The organism is Janthinobacterium psychrotolerans (assembly GCF_001677885.1).
Lineage (GTDB): Bacteria > Pseudomonadota > Gammaproteobacteria > Burkholderiales > Burkholderiaceae_D > Janthinobacterium > Janthinobacterium psychrotolerans.
In genome coordinates, this window is the sequence record NZ_LOCQ01000043.1 from 16,431 (window position 1) to 35,372 (window position 18,942).

At 63.6% G+C, this 18,942-nt stretch carries 13 protein-coding genes; 7 read left to right on the forward strand and 6 right to left on the reverse strand.

Going from position 1 to position 18,942, the window contains the following annotated elements:
• Positions 1 to 64: 64 nt before the first annotated feature.
• Both ASR47_RS04400 and ASR47_RS04405 read right to left on the reverse strand, forming a co-directional pair.
• Positions 65 to 2,227 (reverse strand): M3 family metallopeptidase, encoded by a 2,163-nt coding sequence (locus ASR47_RS04400; protein WP_065306599.1) that lies wholly within the window; start codon positions 2,225 to 2,227, stop codon positions 65 to 67.
• A 128-nt stretch (positions 2,228 to 2,355) separates the two neighbouring features.
• A complete protein-coding gene (locus tag ASR47_RS04405) occupies positions 2,356 to 2,571 on the reverse strand; it encodes a SlyX family protein (RefSeq protein ID WP_094442476.1) in 216 nt (71 codons plus the stop codon).
• Between the two features lie 185 nt (positions 2,572 to 2,756).
• Between ASR47_RS04405 and ASR47_RS04410 the strand changes: the two genes are divergently transcribed.
• Genes ASR47_RS04410 through ASR47_RS04420 form a run of 3 tightly spaced genes read left to right on the forward strand, consistent with a single transcriptional unit; the run spans position 2,757 to position 3,458 of the window.
• Complete coding sequence (locus ASR47_RS04410; RefSeq protein ID WP_065306547.1) at positions 2,757 to 2,951, forward strand: hypothetical protein; 195 nt, start codon at positions 2,757 to 2,759, stop codon at positions 2,949 to 2,951.
• Between the two features lie 16 nt (positions 2,952 to 2,967).
• On the forward strand, positions 2,968 to 3,120 hold the full coding sequence (locus tag ASR47_RS27355) for a type II toxin-antitoxin system RelE/ParE family toxin (RefSeq protein ID WP_171898890.1): 153 nt from the start codon (positions 2,968 to 2,970) through the stop codon (positions 3,118 to 3,120).
• A complete protein-coding gene (locus tag ASR47_RS04420; protein ID WP_065306549.1) occupies positions 3,117 to 3,458 on the forward strand; it encodes an addiction module antidote protein in 342 nt (113 codons plus the stop codon). The genes ASR47_RS27355 and ASR47_RS04420 overlap by 4 nt, the downstream gene beginning before the upstream one ends.
• A gap of 18 nt (positions 3,459 to 3,476) precedes the next feature.
• Here ASR47_RS04420 and ASR47_RS04425 read toward each other — a convergent pair whose 3' ends face one another.
• Complete coding sequence (locus ASR47_RS04425) at positions 3,477 to 5,537, reverse strand: UvrD-helicase domain-containing protein (protein ID WP_065306550.1); 2,061 nt, start codon at positions 5,535 to 5,537, stop codon at positions 3,477 to 3,479.
• Positions 5,538 to 5,740: 203 nt separating this feature from the next.
• On the opposite strand from ASR47_RS04425, the gene ASR47_RS04430 reads away from it, so the two are divergent.
• On the forward strand, positions 5,741 to 6,226 hold the full coding sequence (locus tag ASR47_RS04430) for an SRPBCC family protein (RefSeq protein ID WP_065306551.1): 486 nt from the start codon (positions 5,741 to 5,743) through the stop codon (positions 6,224 to 6,226).
• Between the two features lies 1 nt (position 6,227).
• Here ASR47_RS04430 and ASR47_RS04435 read toward each other — a convergent pair whose 3' ends face one another.
• Positions 6,228 to 7,688 carry a dihydrolipoyl dehydrogenase gene (locus ASR47_RS04435; protein WP_082988742.1) on the reverse strand — a complete coding sequence of 487 codons (1,461 nt, stop codon included), beginning with the start codon at positions 7,686 to 7,688 and terminating at the stop codon, positions 6,228 to 6,230.
• Between the two features lie 125 nt (positions 7,689 to 7,813).
• On the opposite strand from ASR47_RS04435, the gene ASR47_RS04440 reads away from it, so the two are divergent.
• A complete protein-coding gene (locus tag ASR47_RS04440; RefSeq protein ID WP_065306552.1) occupies positions 7,814 to 8,695 on the forward strand; it encodes an ArgP/LysG family DNA-binding transcriptional regulator in 882 nt (293 codons plus the stop codon).
• On the opposite strand, the gene ASR47_RS04445 is transcribed toward ASR47_RS04440, so the two are convergent.
• Both ASR47_RS04445 and hemE read right to left on the reverse strand, forming a co-directional pair.
• Positions 8,696 to 10,717 (reverse strand): primosomal protein N', encoded by a 2,022-nt coding sequence (locus tag ASR47_RS04445; protein ID WP_065306553.1) that lies wholly within the window; start codon positions 10,715 to 10,717, stop codon positions 8,696 to 8,698.
• A 790-nt stretch (positions 10,718 to 11,507) separates the two neighbouring features.
• The gene (hemE, locus tag ASR47_RS04450) at positions 11,508 to 12,593 is read right to left on the reverse strand and encodes a uroporphyrinogen decarboxylase (protein ID WP_065306554.1); all 1,086 of its coding nucleotides are present in this window, start codon (positions 12,591 to 12,593) and stop codon (positions 11,508 to 11,510) included.
• 160 nt (positions 12,594 to 12,753) lie between these two features.
• Here hemE and ASR47_RS04455 point away from each other — a divergent pair, with 160 nt between their 5' ends.
• Both ASR47_RS04455 and ASR47_RS04460 read left to right on the forward strand, forming a co-directional pair.
• The gene (locus tag ASR47_RS04455) at positions 12,754 to 14,703 is read left to right on the forward strand and encodes a dipeptidyl-peptidase 5 (RefSeq protein WP_065306555.1); all 1,950 of its coding nucleotides are present in this window, start codon (positions 12,754 to 12,756) and stop codon (positions 14,701 to 14,703) included.
• Between the two features lie 30 nt (positions 14,704 to 14,733).
• Entirely contained in the window at positions 14,734 to 18,912 is a 4,179-nt protein-coding gene (locus tag ASR47_RS04460) for a DEAD/DEAH box helicase (protein ID WP_065306556.1), read from the forward strand.
• Positions 18,913 to 18,942: the final 30 nt, after the last annotated feature.

An 18,942-nucleotide genomic window follows, 5' to 3' on the forward strand; every position in this document is an offset into this window, starting at 1 on the left:
CTGTCCGGTTGGCCAAATAAAAATGGCCGCCTGTACGTGGCGGCCATTTTTAGCTCAGCAGCACTTATTTGCCGGCAAGGCCACGGCGCTCCAGCAGCGGCTCGATCTTCGCATCGCGGCCGCGGAAATCGCGGTAGATCTGCAGCGCATCGGCGCTGCCGCCGCGCGACAGCAGTTTGGCACGGAACCAGTCGCCGTTCTTGCGCGTCAATCCGCCGTTTTCCTTGAACCATTCGACCGTGTCGGCGTCCAGCTTTTCCGACCACAGGTAGGCGTAGTAGCCGGCCGAATAGCCGCCCGCGAACACGTGCGAGAAATACGTGGTGCGGTAGCGCGGCGGCGCCGGCGCAAAATCGATGCCGGCCTGCGTCAGGGCGGTTTTTTCAAACGCCAGCACGTCGCTCGGGATCTGCTGGGGCGTCAGCTGGTGCCAGCGCTGGTCGAGCAGGGCCGAGGCCAGGTATTCGGTGGTTTTGTAGCCCTGGTTGAAGTTGTCGGCCGCCGTCACCTTGGCCAGCAGTTCGGCCGGAATCGCCACGCCCGTCTGATAATGTTTGGCGTAATTCTGCAGCACTTCCGGCCACAGCGCCCACATTTCATTGACTTGCGACGGGTATTCGACGAAGTCGCGCGGCACGCTGGTGCCCGAGAAGCGCGGATATTTCACGTTAGAAAACATGCCGTGCAGCGCATGGCCAAATTCGTGGAACATGGTCGTCACTTCGTCAAACGTCATCAAGGTCGGCTGGCCCGCTTCCGGCTTCGGAATATTCAGGTTGTTGGCGATCACCGGCTGGTTGCCCAGCAGGGCCGACTGGCTGACATAGGCATTGGCCCAGGCGCCGCCGCGCTTGTTGCTGCGCGCGTAAGGGTCGAGCGTGAAGATGGCCAGCTGCTTGCCGTCTTCGTTGAAGACGTCGAACACCAGCATGTCGGCGTTATACACCGGCAAGTCGGTGCGCTGCTTGAAGCTCAGGCCGTACAACTTGCCGGCGGCAAAGAACACGCCCTTCGTCAGCACGCTGTTCATTTCAAAATAGGGCTTCAACTGGTTCTGGTCGAAGCTGTAGCGTTCGGCGCGTACCTTGTCGCTGTAGTAGGCCCAGTCGCTGGCGGCAACCTTGAAGCCGCCTTTTTCCGCGTCGATCACCTTCTGGATATCGTCCGCTTCATGGCGCGCGTTGGTGACGGCCGGCTTGGCCAGTTCGCCCAGCAGCGCATTGACGGCGGTGGTGGTTTTGGCGGTCTGGTCTTCCAGCGAATAGGCGGCGTAGTTCGGGTAGCCCATCAGCGCGGCGCGTTCGGCGCGCAGCCTGGCCAGGTCCAGCACCACCTGGCGGTTGTCGAACTCGCCGCCATGGCTGCCGCGTGCCTGGGAGGCGGCCATGATGCGTTCGCGCACGGCGCGGTTGCTCAGTTGCGACAGCGGCGCCTGGCCGGTGGTGTTGACCAGCGCAATCACATATTTACCGTCCAGGCCGCGTTTTTTGGCCAGGCCGGCGGCCACTTCGATGGCGGCCGGCGACAGGCCGTCGAGCTCTTCGCGCGTGTCGACGACCACCGCCGACGCATTGAGTTCTTTCAGCACATTCTGTGCAAAGGTGGTCGACAGGGCGGCCAGCTGGCCGTTGTAGGTTTTCAGCTTGTCCTTGTCGGCAGCCGACAGCCTGGCGCCGGCGCGCACGAAATCGGTGTGGTAGCGCTCCAGCAGGCGTTTGGATTCGGCATCGAGGCCCAGCTTGTCGCGCTTGGCGTACAAGGTGCTGATGCGCTGGTACAGCTTGCCGTTGAGCATGATCGCGTCGCTATGGGCCGCCATTGTTGGCGCCAGCTCGCGTTCCAGTGCCTGGATGGTGTCGTTCGTGTTCGAGCCCGACATCACCGAAAACACGGTGCGCACGCGGCCGAGCAGCTGGCCGGCGCGTTCCATGGCGACGATGGTGTTGTCAAACGTGGCCGCTTTCGGATTGTTGGCAATGGCATTGATTTCCGCCAGGTGCTGGGCCATGCCGGCCGTAAAGGCAGGCGCGTAGTCGGCGTCCTGCACCTTGTCGAAGGCGGGATAATGGAACGGCAGGCTGCTGGGCTGGGCAAATGGATTGCTGGCAGGCAGCGCCGCGGCCACGGTAGTGGCAGCGGTAGCGTTGGCAGGCGCCTTGGTCGCGGCAAAAGCGGCTGGCGCCAGCATCAGGCTGGCGGCGATGACGAGCAGTGTTGGACGGGTCATGACATCTTTCAAAGAACGCAAGAGAACCGCGATTGTGTCGCGGGCCAGCCTGAAATAATAACAGCCTGACATACTTGCGTCACCCGCAACAACCGCAGGTATCAGACGGCCCTTGATGCTTGGTCAGCTTAATAGTGCGGCGGGCGCTCGTTGACCTGGCCGCCATTGGCCTGCTGCGCGCCATCGCGCACATGTTCGCCCAGCTTGTGCAGCATCGCTTCGAGCTGGTCGATGCGGCGGCCCTGCTGGTACACCATCTGGTTCAGCGACTCGACCAGGTCTTCCTGCTGCGCCAATTTGATCTCGATATCGACAAAGCGGCTTTCCATCTGTTCATTATCCATCGTGCTCATGCTAACTCCTGGCATCAAACGCGCATTTTACCCTCCAGCCTCGCGATCCACCGCAAGCCCGCTGCCATCTCAGCCATCGAAGGCGATATTGTTGACTATGCTGGTCATGCGGCAAACTCCTTGACGAATGAGAACAAGCGATTACAATGCATACGTCAGCCGAGATTGAACCGTGTTTGATCGCTACCTGCAAGACGGCGCAATATCGCCGCCGGGAAGGCAAGCTACATGATGTCGCGGCGGCCGCCATCGACGCGTGCATCAAGAACCTGCAGCATGGAAAAAAGGGCGACTGGCGCGCGGTGGGCGACGGCGTGTGCGAACTGCGCTTCTTGCAGACGGGGTCCCGGATGGCGCGTGTATTTTCATGAGACCAATCTGGGCGCCTTGATCCTGCTGCTGCTCGGCGGTGACAAGGCCAGCCAACAACGCGATATCGCGCAAGCAAAACAGATATGGGCCGAATTGAAGGCAAAGCAGGCGGCGCTGCGCAAGCAGAAACAGGCCGCCGTCAACGATCGGAAAGGACGAAAACAATGAACCATGACCACGACAGCTTCGACCTCGACGACCTGGCCGCGCTGGGCCTGCCCCGTTTCGACCCGACCCAGCACCTGACCAGCCCCGACGCCATCGCCGCCTACATGAGCGAAATCATCGCCACCGGCAACGCCGAACTGTTCCAGGCGGCGATGAACGACGTGGTACGCGCACATGGCATGGGCAAGGTGGCGGCCAGGGCCGACATCACGCGCGAGGGCGCGTATAAAGCCTTGCGCGAAGGCAGCAAGCCGCGCTTTGACACCATCCTGAAAATGCTCGATGCGCTGGGCATGCAGTTTGCCATCGTGCCCAAGGCCACGCCGGACGCCGGCTAGGGTCCTGCCAGCCCGGGCTCAGCTTTTTGGTGTGGCCAGCAGCGCCTTCATGCGCGCCAGGCGTTCCTTCGGTGATATCACTTCCGACTCGGTCGGCACGGCGTCGCCCACGTCGAGTTCCATTTCCTTGATAAAGCGCGACACGTCGCAATGGACCTGCTCGCCGGCGCGCTTGCGCTTCTTGCACCAGGTAATCTGCAAGGTGCGCTGGGCGCGCGTGATGCCCACGTACATCAAACGGCGTTCCTCCTGGATGCGCGCGGCCATGGTTTCGGGCGGCGCATCGGCGTCACCCTTGTGCGGCAAGATGCCCTCTTCCACGCCGACCAGGAACACATGTGGAAACTCCAGTCCTTTCGACGCGTGCAAAGTGGACATGCGCACGGCGTCCTGCTCTTCGTCCTTGCCTTCCAGCATGGTCATCAGCGCCACCATCTGCGTCAGTTCCAGCACGTTTTTTTCTTCGCCATCGCGGTCCTTGCCACCGCGGCCCCGCTCCTTCAACCAGTTGACGAATTCAAGCACGTTCTGCCACTTGCTTTGCGCCTGCCGCTCTTCGAAAGCGTCGTACAGGTAGGACTCGTAATGGATTTCCTTCATCATGTCGTCGAGCACTTCGGCCGCCGCGTCGCCGCTGCCGGCCGCGCCGGGCCGGCTGGCGCGCGATTCGAGGTCGTTGATGAAGTTGCAGAAGTCCCTTAGCGGCCCCAGCTGGCGGTCGGTCAGCTTGGCTTCGATGCCGCCCTTGAACACGGCCTGGAACAGCGAACACTGCCACTGGCCCGAGAACGCGCCCAGCACTTCCAGGGTCGACTGGCCCACGCCACGGCGCGGCGTGGTGACGGCGCGGATAAAGGCCGGATCGTCGTCTTCGTTGGCCAGCAGGCGCAAATAACTGATGATGTCCTTGATCTCGGCCTTGTCGAAAAAACTCTGGCCACCGGAAATCGTGTACGGAATGCGCTCCTTGCGCAGGCACTGCTCGATGATGCGCGCCTGGTGGTTGCCGCGGTACAAAATCGCGTAATCGGAAAACTTGTTCTTGCGCTCGAAATGGTCGGCCGAGATCATGATGGCGACCTGCTCGGCTTCCTGCTCGTCGGACTGCATGCCCAGCACCTTGATCGGCTCGCCCAGGCCGTGTTCGGACCACAGCGACTTGTCAAACAGCTTGGGGTTGTTGCCGATCACGGCGTTGGCCGCGTTCAGGATGCGCATGGTGGAGCGGTAGTTCTGCTCGAGCTTGATCACGCGCAGGTCGGGAAAATCGGTTTCCAGCGTTTTCAGGTTTTCCACGGTGGCGCCGCGCCAGGCGTAGATCGCCTGGTCGTCGTCGCCCACGGCGGTAAACATGGGCTTCTTGCCGATGCCCGTCACCATCAGCTTCACCAGTTCGTACTGGCAGGTATTGGTGTCCTGGTATTCGTCGACCAGCAGATAGCGCAGGCGGCGCTGCCATTTGTCGCGCACGGCGTCGTTGTTGCGGAACAATTCCACAGGCAAACGGATCAGGTCGTCGAAGTCGACCGCCTGGTAGGCCGACAGGGTCGCCACATAGCTGCGGTAGATGCGCGCCGCGTTGGCTTCGTCTTCGTCCTTGGCTTGCGCCAGCGCCGTGTCCGGGTCGATCAGGCCGTTTTTCCACAGCGACATGGCGGTCTGGATCTGGCGGATGATCTGCTTGTCGGTGGTAATGGCCAGGTCTTGCACCAGCGAAAAACAATCGTCGCTGTCCATGATCGAAAAGCGGTCCTTCAGCCCCACGCCGTTGGCTTCCTGGCGCAGAATCTTGACGCCCAGCGAATGGAAGGTCGACACCGTCAGCTGCTTGGCCTGGCGCGGCTGTTTCAGCAACTTGGCGATGCGCTCCTGCATTTCCAGCGCGGCCTTGTTGGTGAACGTCAGGGCGGCGATGGTGCGCGGGTCGTAGCCGCGGTCCTCGATCAGGTGGGCGATCTTTTGCGTGATCACGCGCGTCTTGCCCGAGCCGGCGCCGGCCAGCACCAGGCAGGGGCCGTCGAGGTAGGTGACGGCTTCGCTTTGGGGAGCGTTCAGGCCGAATTGTGGTGCTTTGGACATCAGGGTATTTCCGCAGGGAACAGCAGCCCATTGTAACAGCGTCGTGCGCGCTGTTTGCACGGCCGGGGCCTTGATAAATGGCGCATGGGCGCCATCTTGACCGATTCAATCCATGCGGCGCAGCCCGGGCTGGAGTACCATTCCGGCTATGATTCCAGCGATAACGCCCGCCCTTGCGCCCCAACCTCTCGAATGGCCGTCCCATGAAATTTGAACATCTGATTGAAATCAACGATCCCCTCAACCCGCTGATCGATACCTTGTCGGTCGAGCAGGTCTGGCGCGGCCTGGTGCTGCGCGCCGAGTCGCCCAAGCTGTTCGTGCCGCACCTGGACGAGTGCCAGATCAGCGAACGCAGCGACAGCGGTTTTTCACGCCGCCTGCGCTATGGCGAGCTGGTGATCGAAGACAAGGTCGTGCTGCTGCCGCAACTGCAGGTGCGCTATGCAGTGGCGGCGCAAAAGGATATCAGCGCCTCCTCGCTGGTGATGACCATCGAAATGCCGGACGAACACAGCCTGTGGGTGCGCTTCCAGTACGACGACGGCCATGACGCGGCCACCGATGCGGCCAACGCCATGTACGACGACTTCCGCCGCTCGGCCTACCAGGAGTCCGATATCGACACCATCCGCGTGCTGCGCGAGCTGGCGGCCGAGGGACGCCTGGACGCCGGCCTTCTGAATTAAGTTACGCGCCGGGCGTGCAGTCGGCGCAGTCCGGCACATCGACCGGGCCTTTTTGCAGGTGCAGCGCCAGTTCGCGCAAGGCCGTGCGCACGCCCTCTTCGATGACGGGATGGTAGAACGGCATGTCGAGCATGGCGTGCACGGTCAGTTGCGCCTGGCAAGCCCAGGCCAGCAAATGGCCCAGGTGTTCGGCGCGCGGAGCGATCATTTCGGCACCGAGGAAACGCTGGCTGCCGAACTCGGCATAGACGCGCAGCATCCCCTTGTTTTGCAGCATTACCCGGCTGCGGCCCTGGTTGCCGAATGACACGGCGCCGACCGCGAAGCGGCCCGCATGGCTGATGCACAGTTGCTGGTAGGTGGCGCCGACGGTGGCGATCTGCGGCTCCGTAAACGCCACGCCCAGCGGCGTGCGGCGCAGGCCCGGCAGCACCTCGGGAAAGCGCGCCGCGTTGTCGCCGGCGATACGGCCCTGGTCGGCGGCCTCCGGCAGCAGCGGCAGTTCGTCGCTGGCGTCGCCGGCGATAAAGATCGCGCTCTTGCCGCATTGCATGGTGTGCTTGTCATACAGCGGCACGCCGTGGCGGTCGAGTTCGATCTGCGCCGTTTCCAGGCCAATGCCCTTCACATTCGGGCTGCGGCCGATGGCCGCCAGCACGTACTCGAACTGCTCGGTTTTTTCCTGGCCTTCGCCGTCGCGGCTGGTCAGCAATACGCCGGTGCCATCGTCCGTTTTCGCCAGGTGCGCCACGCTGGTCTGGAAGCGGATATCGAATTCGCCGGCCAATACCTTGCCCGCTTCGGCCAGCACCAGCGGATCGGTCAGCTGCGCCACCTTGGCGCCGCGCGCAAACAGGGTCACGCGCACACCGAGGCGCGCCAGTGCCTGGCCCAGTTCCAGGCCAATCACGCCGGCGCCCACCACCGCGAGCGAGCGCGGCAGGTCGGTCCAGGCAAACACGGCATCGCTGGTGATCACGCGCTCGCCGGCGGCTTGCCATTCGGGCGGCACGATGGGCGAAGAGCCGGTGGCGATCACCACGCTGGCCGCTTCGACGATGGTGTGTTCATCGACCTGCAGCTTGCCGGGCGCGATAAAACGCACGTGGCCGCGCAGTTTTTCTTCGGCAGGAATCGCATCGACGCCTTCAAGCACGAAACCGACAAAACGGTCGCGCTCGCTTCGAACGCGCGCCATGACCTGCTGGCCGTCGATGCGCAGCGGCCCCGCATGCACGCCGAACGCGGGCGCGGCCGTGACCGCATGCGCCGCCTCGGCGGCGGCAATCAGCAGTTTGCTGGGCATGCAGCCCACGCGCGCGCAGGTGGTGCCATAGGGGCCGCTTTCCATCATCAGCACGCGCTTGCCGTGCTGGCGCGCCGCCTTGTGCGCCGTCAGGCCGGCCGTGCCGCTGCCAATCACGGCCACGTCCACCTGGATCGTCTTGATATCGTTGTTCATTATTGCCGCCACAGAAGTCATTCGATGAAGATGCATACTACTCTGTTGGCATGGAAAAAGGTTTTACCGGGCGGCACTCGTGTATTAGTATGACTAATTCTTTTTCAAATATATAAGTACAGCTAATGGGATCACTCGATTATCGCGCGCTGGCCGTGCTTGACGCCGTCGTCAGCCATGGCAGCTTCGAAAAGGCCGCCATGGCGCTGGGCATCAGCCAGTCGGCCGTCTCGCAGCGCATCAAGGCGCTGGAAGACGCCAGCGGACGCTTGTTGATCATCCGTGGCCAGCCGGCCGTGCCCACCGGCCTGGGCCAGCGCCTGATCACGCACCACCGCCACGTCAAACTGATGGAAGCGTCGCTCGATATCGACCTGGGCAATACCGCCAGCATGCCCGAGCTGGCCATCGCCATCGACGGCGACAGCCTGGCCACCTGGTTTCCCGATGCCCTGGCGCCACTGTTGTCGCCGCCGCGCTGCCAGCTCGACGTGCGCCTGGCCGACAGCGATGCCGCCCTGCAGCTGGTGCGCGACGGCACGGTATTCGGCTGCGTGGCCAGTGATACGGGCAGCGATGCGCCCGCCGCCAGCGTGACGCCACTGGGCAGCCTGCATTACGTCTGCGTGGCCACGCCGGTGTTTGCCGGCCACTGGTTTGGCGACGGCTTCAGCGCGGCAGCGGCGCAGCTGGCGCCGGCCGTGGTGGGTCAGTACAGCCTGCTGGCGCGCTTCCTGGCGGAACAATTAAACATGCGCTCGCCGTTTCCGCACCACCGCCTGCCGGTGGAGGCGGCGCGCCGCGCCTGCGTTCTCGATGGCCTCGCTTATGGCCTGCTGCCGCAACGCCTGGCGGCGCAGTATCTGGCCACCGAGCGCCTGGTCGACCTGCTGCCGGGGCGCACCCTGGCGCTGCCGCTGCACTGGCATGCCTGGAGCCTCGATACGCCGTTTACCAAGCTGCTGTCGGAACAGGTGGTGCGCTCGGCGCGCGCCTGGCTGAGTTGATCAGATATCGAGCGGGTCGACTTCCAGCGACCATTTCACACGCGTCTTCATGGCGCGCAGCTGGGCCAGCCATTCCTTGAGGAAGGCCTGCAGCGCCGGGCGCGACGACGATTCGAGCAGCAGCTGGGCGCGGTCGACGTTGTAGACGCGTGTCATGCTCATCGGAATCGGATCGTTGATGGTAATGGCCGGATGCGCCATGCAATCCCTGGCCGCCTGCAGGAATTCGATGGCGGTTGCCAGTTCCGGCGCTTCGGCGCGCAGCAGCGCCTGGAACAGATACGGCGGCAGCGCCGCCTGGGCCCGCTCTTCGAGCAAGGTGGTGGCGAAATGGTCGTAATCATGGTTGACCACCGCGTCATACAGCGGATGGCGCGCGTAGCGGGTCTGGATCAGCACCTCGGAGACGCTGCCGCCCTCGGTCTGCGCGGCGCGCCCGGCCCGGCCCGCCACCTGCATCAGCTGCGCGAACAGGCGTTCGCTGGCGCGGTAGTCCTGCGAAAACAGGGCGGTATCGGGATTCAAAATGCCGACCAGGGTCAGCTTTTTGAAATCATGGCCCTTGGCCACCATCTGCGTGCCGATCAGGATGTCGACTTCACCGCGGTGCACGGTGTCGAACGCTTCCTGCGCACTGCCCTTCTTGCGGGTGGAGTCGGCGTCGATCCGCAAAATACGCGCCTCGGGAAACAACTGCTGCAGACCCTCTTCCACGCGCTGCGTGCCGCGTCCCAGCGGTTGCAGATCGACATTGCCGCAGGTGGGACAATGGCGCGGGATGCGCAATTCCAGGCTGCAATGGTGGCAGCGCAGCCGGTGCTCGGGCTTGTGCAGCACCATGAACGAGGTGCAGCGGGTGCAGTTGCTGATCCAGCCGCACGATTCGCAGCAGATCACCGGCGAATAGCCGCGCCGGTTCAAAAACAGCAGCGACTGCTCGCCGCGCTCCATGCGCAGCTTTAACGCCGCCACCAGATGCGAAGTCAGGCCGTCCTTCGGCTTGTCGCGCTCCATGTCGAGCAGTTTGACACGCGGCAGGACGGCGTTCCTGACGGCCCGCTCGCGCAGTTCCAGTTTGCGGTAGCGGCCTGTCTGCGCGTGGTGCCAGCTCTCCAGCGAGGGCGTGGCCGAACCAAGCACGATGGGGATCTGCAGCTGCCAGGCACGCCAGACGGCCAGGTCGCGCGCCGAATAGCGCAGGCCTTCCTGCTGCTTGTAGGAAGGATCGTGCTCCTCGTCGATCACGATCAGTTTTAACTGCGGCAAGGACGCCAGGATGGCCAGCCGCGTGCCCAGCACGATGCGCGCCTGGCCCTGGTGGGCCGCCAGCCAGTGCAGCATGCGCTCGCCTTCGGACAGGCTGCTGTGCAAGGTGGCCAGCATCACGCCGGGAAAGCGCGCGCGGATATTGCCTTCGAGCTGAGGGGTAAGGTTGATTTCCGGTACCAGGATCAGAATCTGCGCCGCCTCCTCGCGCGCCAGCACCTGGGCGCAGGCCTGCAGATAGACCTCGGTCTTGCCGCTGCCCGTCACGCCGTACAGCAGGGTCGGCTTGAAGCCCTGCGCGCCACCGATGGCATCGGCCGCCTCCTGCTGGGCTGGGTTAAGCGGCGGCATGTTCAGCGGCGAACCGTCATGCGCATCGTTCAGCTTGGCCAGCTTCTTGATGGCGCGGTCGAGCGCCACCGTGGTCAGCACACGCAGGTTTTTCGGCAGCCCCGGCAGCGCCACTTCACCGAGCGGACGCTGGTAGTAGTCGGCGGCAAACGCGGCCAGCGCCAGCCATTGCCCGGACAAGGGCGCCAGCTGGCTGCGCACGGCCAGCACATCTTTCATTTTCGCATCGGGCACGTCGGTACTGCCGGCCACGCCCACGATCAGGCCCATCACTTCGCGCCGGCCAAACGGCACCAGCGCCAGCTGGCCGATCTGCGGCAGCGGCGCGTCGTCGCTGCGCCAGCGATAGTCGAACAGGGCGTTGAGCGGGGTATCGAGCGCGATTTTCAGGATGCACTGCGCCATCGGTGTGGTCTATTCCAGGTTGATAACAATGCGGCGGGCGCACAGCCGGCCATGATACTTGGTCTGGCCTGCAAAACAGGGCAAGCCTGAAGATAATTCTGTGGATAACTTTGTGGACAAAGAAAAATTAACTTTCAAAATTCGCATTGCATAGAATGCCAATCACCGTCAAGAGCGCGCGTCAAATAAATTATCCGTTTAAAATCAGTGGTTTGCAAAACCTCGCTCAGGAGAGGCAAAACTGCAGGCTTAACTCGGCAGCTGTGCATAACTGAGCCATTGCAGGTCTTGTTTCTCGGCATTAAAAGCGGCAGCCATGATATGCATCAAAGCATTTTATGCAAACCCGGTGCACAGTATTTCACCGCCGGGCGCAACTGACTGGCGCACCCGATGGCAAGCTGAAACTGGGTACGGCATCCTGCACCGCAGCATGCATCTCAGGTAAAACCTGCACATCGCTGCTAAGTCCCGGTTAACAAAATGCTTTTCATTTTTATCCACAGAATCTGTTGATAACTTTGTGGACAATGAAGGAACAAGGGTCCGCCAAACAAGAACAAGCTTGGCAAATACGCCAGGACGGTGTTTAAAACTGAATATTTATTCGTTTTAAATCAAAGGCTTGCAATACATTCCCGGGCATGATTTTTTTACTGCCTGTTATTTCCGCAGCAAAAAAAAATGTGCATAAGTCGGTTTTTATGCTGCCGTAGCGTAAAAGAAAAGGCAGGCTTCCTGTGGAAAACCTGCCTCTGAAACGCTGGCGACGCACGCCGGCGGACGCTGTTTACTGGCCGGCGCGCAGCGCGCGGCTCTGACTGTGCACGGCGTCCACCATGGCCGCCACCGACTCGGGCGGCGTGAACTGGGAAATACCATGACCGAGGTTGAACACATGGCCCGTGCCCTCGGACGGCGCGCCAAAGGCGCCCAGCACCTTGGCCACTTCGGCGCGGATCTGGTCCGGGCTGGCGAACAGGATGGCCGGGTCCAGGTTGCCCTGCAGACCGACCTTATGGCCGACCAGCTGGCGCGCACGCTCAAGGTTGACGGTCCAGTCCAGGCCAACGGCGTCGGCGCCGATATCGGCGATCTGCTCGATCCACTGGCCACCGCCCTTGGTAAATACGATGGCGGGAATCTTGACGCCATCCTTGTCGCGTTTCAACTGCGCCACCACCTGCCGCATGTAGTCCAGCGAGAATTCCTGGTAGGCGCCGTCGGCCAGCGCACCGCCCCAGGAATCGAAAATCATCACCGCTTGCGCGCCGGCATCGATCTGCGCGTTCAGGTATTGCGCCACCGAGGTGGCGTTGATGGCCAGGATGTGGTGCATCAGCTCGGGACGGTTGTACAGCATCTTCTTGATGGTATGGAACTCTTTCGAGCCGCCGCCTTCCACCATATAGCAAGCCAGGGTCCACGGGCTGCCGGAAAAACCGATCAGCGGCACGCGGCCATGGAGTTCCGTGCGGATCTGCGTGACGGCCTTGAAGACGTAGTCGAGCGATTCCAGGTCCGGTACCTGCAAGGCCATCACGTCCTGCTCGGTGCGCAGCGGACGCTCGAATTTCGGTCCTTCGCCATCGGCGAAATACAGGCCCAGGCCCATCGCGTCGGGCACCGTCAAAATATCGGAAAACAGAATCGCCGCGTCCAGCGGGAAGCGCGCCAGGGGCTGCAAGGTCACTTCGGTGGCGTAATCGGGATTTTTCGCCAGGCCCAGGAAGGAGCCAGCCCGCTCGCGCGTGGCGCGATATTCGGGCAGGTAGCGGCCGGCCTGGCGCATCAGCCACACAGGTGTGTGCTCGGTCGGCTGGCGCAGCAGGGCGCGCAAAAAGGTGTCGTTCTGGAGCGGAGCAAATTGTGGCATGGCAGGCAATCTAGCTTGGGGGAAGCGGTATTATCGCATCCAATCGGCGCCAGCTCATTGATTCCGGTAACGGTTTGCAGCATTTGGCGCAGCTTGGCGCCTTCCTTTATGATGATGCACGCCTGGCGCCCGCCACCCTATCCACCGAACGGAGTTCCGCATGACATCGACCACCACCGCCCCTGTGATCCCCTACGGCGCCTGGCCTTCGCCGATCAGCGCCGCCATCGTCGCAGCCGGCGCCTCGCCGCTGACGCAGCTGGCCACCGGTGGCGCCGATGGCGGCGATCTCTACTGGCTGGCGGGAAGGGCCAGCGAAGCGGGCCGCAATACCCTGCTGCGCCAGCGCGGCGCGCGCACCGACGATGTCACGCCCGCCCCGTTCAATCTGCGCACCCGCGTGCATGAATATGGCGGCGGCGCGTATGCCGTCGATGGCAACGACGTGTATTTTTCGCATTTTTTAGATAACCGCCTGTATCGCGTCCAGGACGATGGCGTGGCCGAAGCGTTCAGTACCGGCAGCCATGCGCGTTATGCCGACTTCGTGGTCGACAAAGCCCGCGCGCGCCTGATCACGGTGCGCGAACAGCATCCGGCGCAAGGCCATGCCCATCCCGACAACACCCTGGCGGCGGTCGGTTTTGACGGTACCGAAACGGTGCTGGCGCAGGGCCACGATTTTTATGCCGCGCCGCGTTTGTCGCCGGACGGCCGGCAGCTGGCCTGGCTTACCTGGGACCATCCGCGCCTGCCGTGGCAGGGCACCGAACTGTGGCTGGCCGACGTACAAGCCGACGGCAGCCTGGGTACGCCGCGCCTGGTGGCCGGCAGCGCCAGCGAATCGATCTGCCAGCCGGAATGGTCGCCCGCCGGCGTCTTGCACTTCGTGTCGGACCGCAGCGGCTGGTGGAATCTGTACCGCTTGCACGGCGGCAAGGTCGACGCGCTGTGCCCGATGGAAGCCGAATTTGCCACGCCGCACTGGACCTTTGGCGGCAGCCTGTACGGTTTTGTGTCCGATAATGAACTGATCTGCTCGTATATCGTGCAGGGCGTGAGCCACCTGGGCCGGTTGACGGTGGGCGCGGCCAAACTGGAAGCCTTGCCGCATCCCTACCAGGAAATCCGCGAAATGCGCGTCGGCCCCGGCTATGTGGCCTTGCTGGGCGGCAGCCCCACCATCGCGCTGGAACTGGCGCGCATCGACCTGTCGAACAATGAGCTGGAAGTGCTGGCGCAATCGATCACCGACCTGCCCGCCCTCGATTATTTGTCGGTGCCGCACAGCATCCGCTACGCCTCGAGCGGCGGACGCACGGCGCACGCGTTTTTCTATCCACCGGTCAATGGCGACGCGCAGGCGCCGCAGGGTACGCTGCCGCCGGTGATCGTGATCAGCCATGGCGGTCCGACCAGCATGGCCAGCAATACCCTGAAACTGGCGACGCAGTACTGGACCAGCCGCGGCATCGGCGTGCTCGACGTCAACTATGGCGGCAGCAGCGGCTTTGGCCGTGCCTACCGCGACGCGCTGCGCGGCCAGTGGGGCATTGTCGACGTGGAAGACTGCATCGCCGGCGCGCGCTACCTGGTCGAACAGGGCCTGGCCGACGGCGAACGCCTGATCATTCGCGGCGGCAGCGCCGGCGGCCTGACCACCCTCTGCGCGCTGACGTTCCACGATGTGTTCAAGGCCGGCGCCAGCTACTATGGCGTATCCGACCTGAAAGGGCTGGACCTCGATTCGCACAAGTTCGAATCGCACTACAATGACTACCTGATCGCCTCGCAACCCAAGGCCGAAGCGCTGTACCGGGCCCGTTCGCCGATCCACCACACCGATAAACTGTCGCGGCCGATGATTTTCTTCCAGGGCCTCGACGACAAGGTGGTGCCGCCGCAGCAGTCGCAGCTGATGGTCGACGCCTTGAAGGCCAGTGGCGTGCCGGTGGCGTATGTGCCCCTGGAGGGCGAAGGCCATGGTTTCCGCAAGGCCGAAAACATTATCCGCACCCTGGACGCGGAACTGTACTTTTACCAGCGTGTCTTCCGGCTGGCCACGCAGCAAGGCGAGGCGCCGGTGCGGATCGACAATCTGCCCGCCTGATTTTTATTGATAACCAATCCGAAAACCCGCATGACCGATCCGCATTTGCTTGAGTTGCTTGAACAATTCGACGCCCTGTCGCTACCTGAAAAAATGATTCTGGCCTTGCTGGCCATCGTCGGCGAGCCGGTGGGCAAACAGGCCACCTATGAACATTTGCAGCGCGCCAACGTGGTCGATGCCGATGGCGCACCATTCAAGCAGATGGGCGTCACCAGCATGCTGCAGAAGTTGGCGCGCCAGGCACTGATCAGCGAGGTGGTCGGGCGCGGCTTTGCCTGCGAAGCGAAACTGCGCTGGCCGGCCATGCGCGAGGCGATCGAACACCTGCATTTTCGCGACCTGTGCCACGCCATCGAAACCATCAACCCGGTGCGCCGCAACTGGAACGGCTATGTGGAATTGCGCAGCTACCGGCAAGGCGTGGCGCGCCTGCGCATCGCGCTGCTGCGCAATGACGAGCGCGGCCAGGTAGCCTCCTTGCTGGCCGCCTGCATGGCCTGCTACGAGGCGCAGCAGCTGCATCCGCTGATCGAGATTTGCGGCCGGCCGTTCGAGCCGGCAATGCTGCCGTACATCGTGCCGCAGTTGCAGGACGAGATCCTGGCCGTGCTGCTGGCCAACGCGCCGCGCGAACCCGCCACGGCGCCGGCCATCCGCAGCTATGCGCGCGCGCACTTCGCGGCGCAGACGGCGGCCGGCGACTGGATCGCGCCCGCCCTGCCGCTGGCGCTGTCCGAAGACGCCATCCTGTGCGGCGAACTGGCGCAGGCGGCCGCGTACCTGGCTGGCCAGGAAGGCGCGCAAACGACGTATATCGACAGCACCATCGCCGTGCTGCGCGGCGAACACCCGCGGGCGCTGGCCGGTTTCGAAGCGGCCCTGAAAGCGCTGCGCAAGGAAACGGGCAAGCGCAAGCAGCTGTTTGCGGGCATCGGCGGCCATCTGTACATGCTGGCGCTGCTGAAAAGCGGCGACGCCAAACATCTCAAAACTGCCGAGACCTATCTCGATATCGCCGTGCATGTGCAACCCAACCATGACAGCGCCGTGTACCAGCAGCTGCATATGCTGCGCCTGGTGCGCGCCGGCGTGATGCAGGCCGAACTGGTACAAACGCGCCACTGGGAAACCGCCTTGCAGGCGCAGCTGTTCCAGGGCCTGCTGTACTACTGGCTGTCGCTGCCGCAACTGGCCGAGCGCAAGCCGCAGCTGGAGGCGCTCATCGGCCAGGCCGATGCGGCCGGCTACGAGCTGATCGCCGCGCAGGCGGCCGGCGTGCTGGGCTTGCTCGGCGATCCGGCCATGGAACGCCTCGCCACGGCGAAACGGGCGCAGCATGGCCTGACGGACATGGCGCCGTGGTTCGAGCGCCAGGAAGCGTGGCAGCGCCAGCTGAGCGCGCTGATCAACCTGCAGCAGGGCAGCGCCAGCGAGGCGCCGGGAAGTGCCTCGCGGCTGGTGTGGCTGGTGGCGTTCGACCCTCGTTACGGCCTGACGGCGGTGGAGGTGCGCGAGCAGAAGCGCGATGCGCGCGGCGGCTGGACCAAGGGCCGCGCCATGAGCCTGAAACGCCTGGCCGAAGACGCGCATGAGCTCGAATTCCTGTCGCCGCACGACGTGCGCGCGGCAGCCAGCATCCTGCCTTTCAAGCAATATTATTCGTCGGCGCCGCGGCATGAAATCGTGCCCGACAAGGCGGCCCTGCTGCTGGTGGGCCATCCGCTGGTGTTCTGGCTCGACGCGCCCGACACGCGCGTGGAGCTGCTGGCCGGCGCGCCGGAGCTGCTGATCAAGTCGCATGATGGCCAGCTATGGCTGGGCCTGCAGCCGCCCCTGCCCGAAGAGGCGGTCGAGGTGGTGGTGCTGAAGGAAACCCCGACCCGATTGCGCGTGGTGCATATCCAGGACGAGCACCGGCGCATCGCCGCCATCGTCGGCCTGGGGCTGTCGGTGCCGCTGCATGCGGAAAAACAGGTGCTGCAGGCGATAGCCGCCATCTCGTCGATCGTCACGGTGCAATCGGACATCGGCGGCGGCGTGGCGGACGCCGAAGTGATCACGGCCGACCCGCGCCTGCATATCCACCTGCTGCCCTACAGCCAGGGCCTCAAGATGCAGATCCTGGTGCGCCCGCTGCTCGACAGCGGCGCCTATTACGTCCCCGGCAGCGGCGCCGAAAGCGTGTTTGCCGATGTGTCCGGGCGCGCGGTGCAGGCGCGGCGCGACCTGAACGCCGAACGCGAAGCGCAGCGCCAGCTGGTCAAACAGTGCCTGGTGCTGGAACAGGCCGAGGAAGAGCATGGCGAATGGCTGCTGGGCCAGCCATCGCTGTCCCTGCAATTGCTGGTGGAACTGCAGCAACTCGATCCCGCAGGCATCGTGCTGGCCTGGCCCGAAGGCGAATCGATGCGCGTCTCGAAACGCATCGACAGCGGCCAGATGCGGCTCAAGATCAAAAGTGAAAAAGACTGGTTTGCCGCCAGCGGCGAAGTGCGGATCGACGAAGACAAGGTGATGGACCTGCGCGCGCTGCTCGACCTGATGCAGAACAACAAGAGCCGCTTCGTGGCGCTCGGCGACAACCAGTTTCTGGCGCTCAGCGACGAATTGCACCGCCGCCTGTCGGAACTGGCCGCCTACGGCCAGGTGCATGAAGATGGCGTGCACATCCATCCGCTGGCCGCGTTTGCGCTCGAAGAGCTGGCGCTCGACGCCGGTGGCGTGAACGCCGACAAACTGTGGCGCGAGCACCTGCTGCGCCTGCGCGCGCTCGACGACTACGCGCCGCAACTGCCGACCACCTTGCAGGCCGACCTGCGCGACTACCAGCTGGCCGGCTTCGAGTGGCTGGCGCGCCTGGCCAACTGGGGCGTGGGCGCCTGCCTGGCCGACGACATGGGTCTCGGCAAAACGTTACAGGCGCTGGCGCTGATCCTGTCGCGCGCGCCCAATGGCCCGACCCTGGTGGTGGCGCCCACCTCGGTATGCATGAACTGGCTGTCCGAAGCGCAGCGCTTCGCGCCGACCTTGAAGCTGAAACTGTTCGGCAGCGGCGACCGCATCGACATGCTCGACCAGCTGCAGCCATTCGACCTGGTGGTGGCCAGCTACGGCCTGCTGCAGCAGGAAGCGGCGCTGTTTGCCGGCGTGCACTGGCATACCATCGTGCTCGATGAAGCGCAGGCGATCAAGAACGGCGCCACCAAGCGCTCGCAGGCCGTGATGGCGCTGCAGGGAGATTTTCGCATGGTGGCCAGCGGCACGCCGCTGGAAAACCATCTCGGTGAATTGTGGAATCTGTTCCGCTTCATCAATCCCGGTTTGCTGGGCACGCTGGACCAGTTCAACCTGCGCTTTGCCGGTCCGATCGAGAAAGATCAGGACAAGCGTGCCGCCGCCGGCGCCCGCCTGCGGCTCAAGCGCCTGATCGCGCCGTTCATCTTGCGCCGCACCAAGACGCAGGTCCTGTCCGAATTGCCGCCGCGCACGGAGATCGTGCTGGAAGTGCAGCTGTCGCCGCAGGAAACCGCGCTGTACGAGTCCTTGCGCCGCGCAGCGCTGGAAAAACTGGCGATGGTGGAAGGGCCGGCCTCGAAAAAAGCCATCCAGATCCTGGCCGAGATCATGAAACTGCGCCGCGCCTGCTGCAATCCGCAGCTGGTGGCGCCCGAGCTGGGCCTGGCCAGCAGCAAGCTGGCGGCATTTGCCGAATTGCTGTCGGGCCTGCTGGAAAACCGCCACAAGGTGCTGGTGTTCAGCCAGTTCGTCGACCACCTGACCCTGATCCGCCAGCACCTGGAGCAGCATGGCGTGCAGTACCAGTATCTCGACGGCAGCACGCCCATGCAGGAACGCAAGCGCCGGGTCGACGCCTTCCAGGCTGGCGACGGCGAGGTGTTCCTGATCAGCCTGAAAGCGGGCGGCATGGGCATCAACCTGACGGCGGCCGACTACGTGATCCACATGGATCCGTGGTGGAATCCGGCCGTGGAAGACCAGGCCTCGGACCGCGCCCACCGCATGGGCCAGCTGCGCCCCGTGACGATTTACCGGCTGGTGGCGAAGCACACGATCGAGGAAGGCATCGTCGAATTGCACCAGCACAAGCGCGACCTGGCAGACAGTTTATTGGAAGGCAGCGATGCGGCCGCGCGCATGTCGGCCAATGACATGCTGGGCATGCTGCAGGAGGGCATGAAAAAATAGGACTGGTGCGAACGACGCGCCAGATTCCAT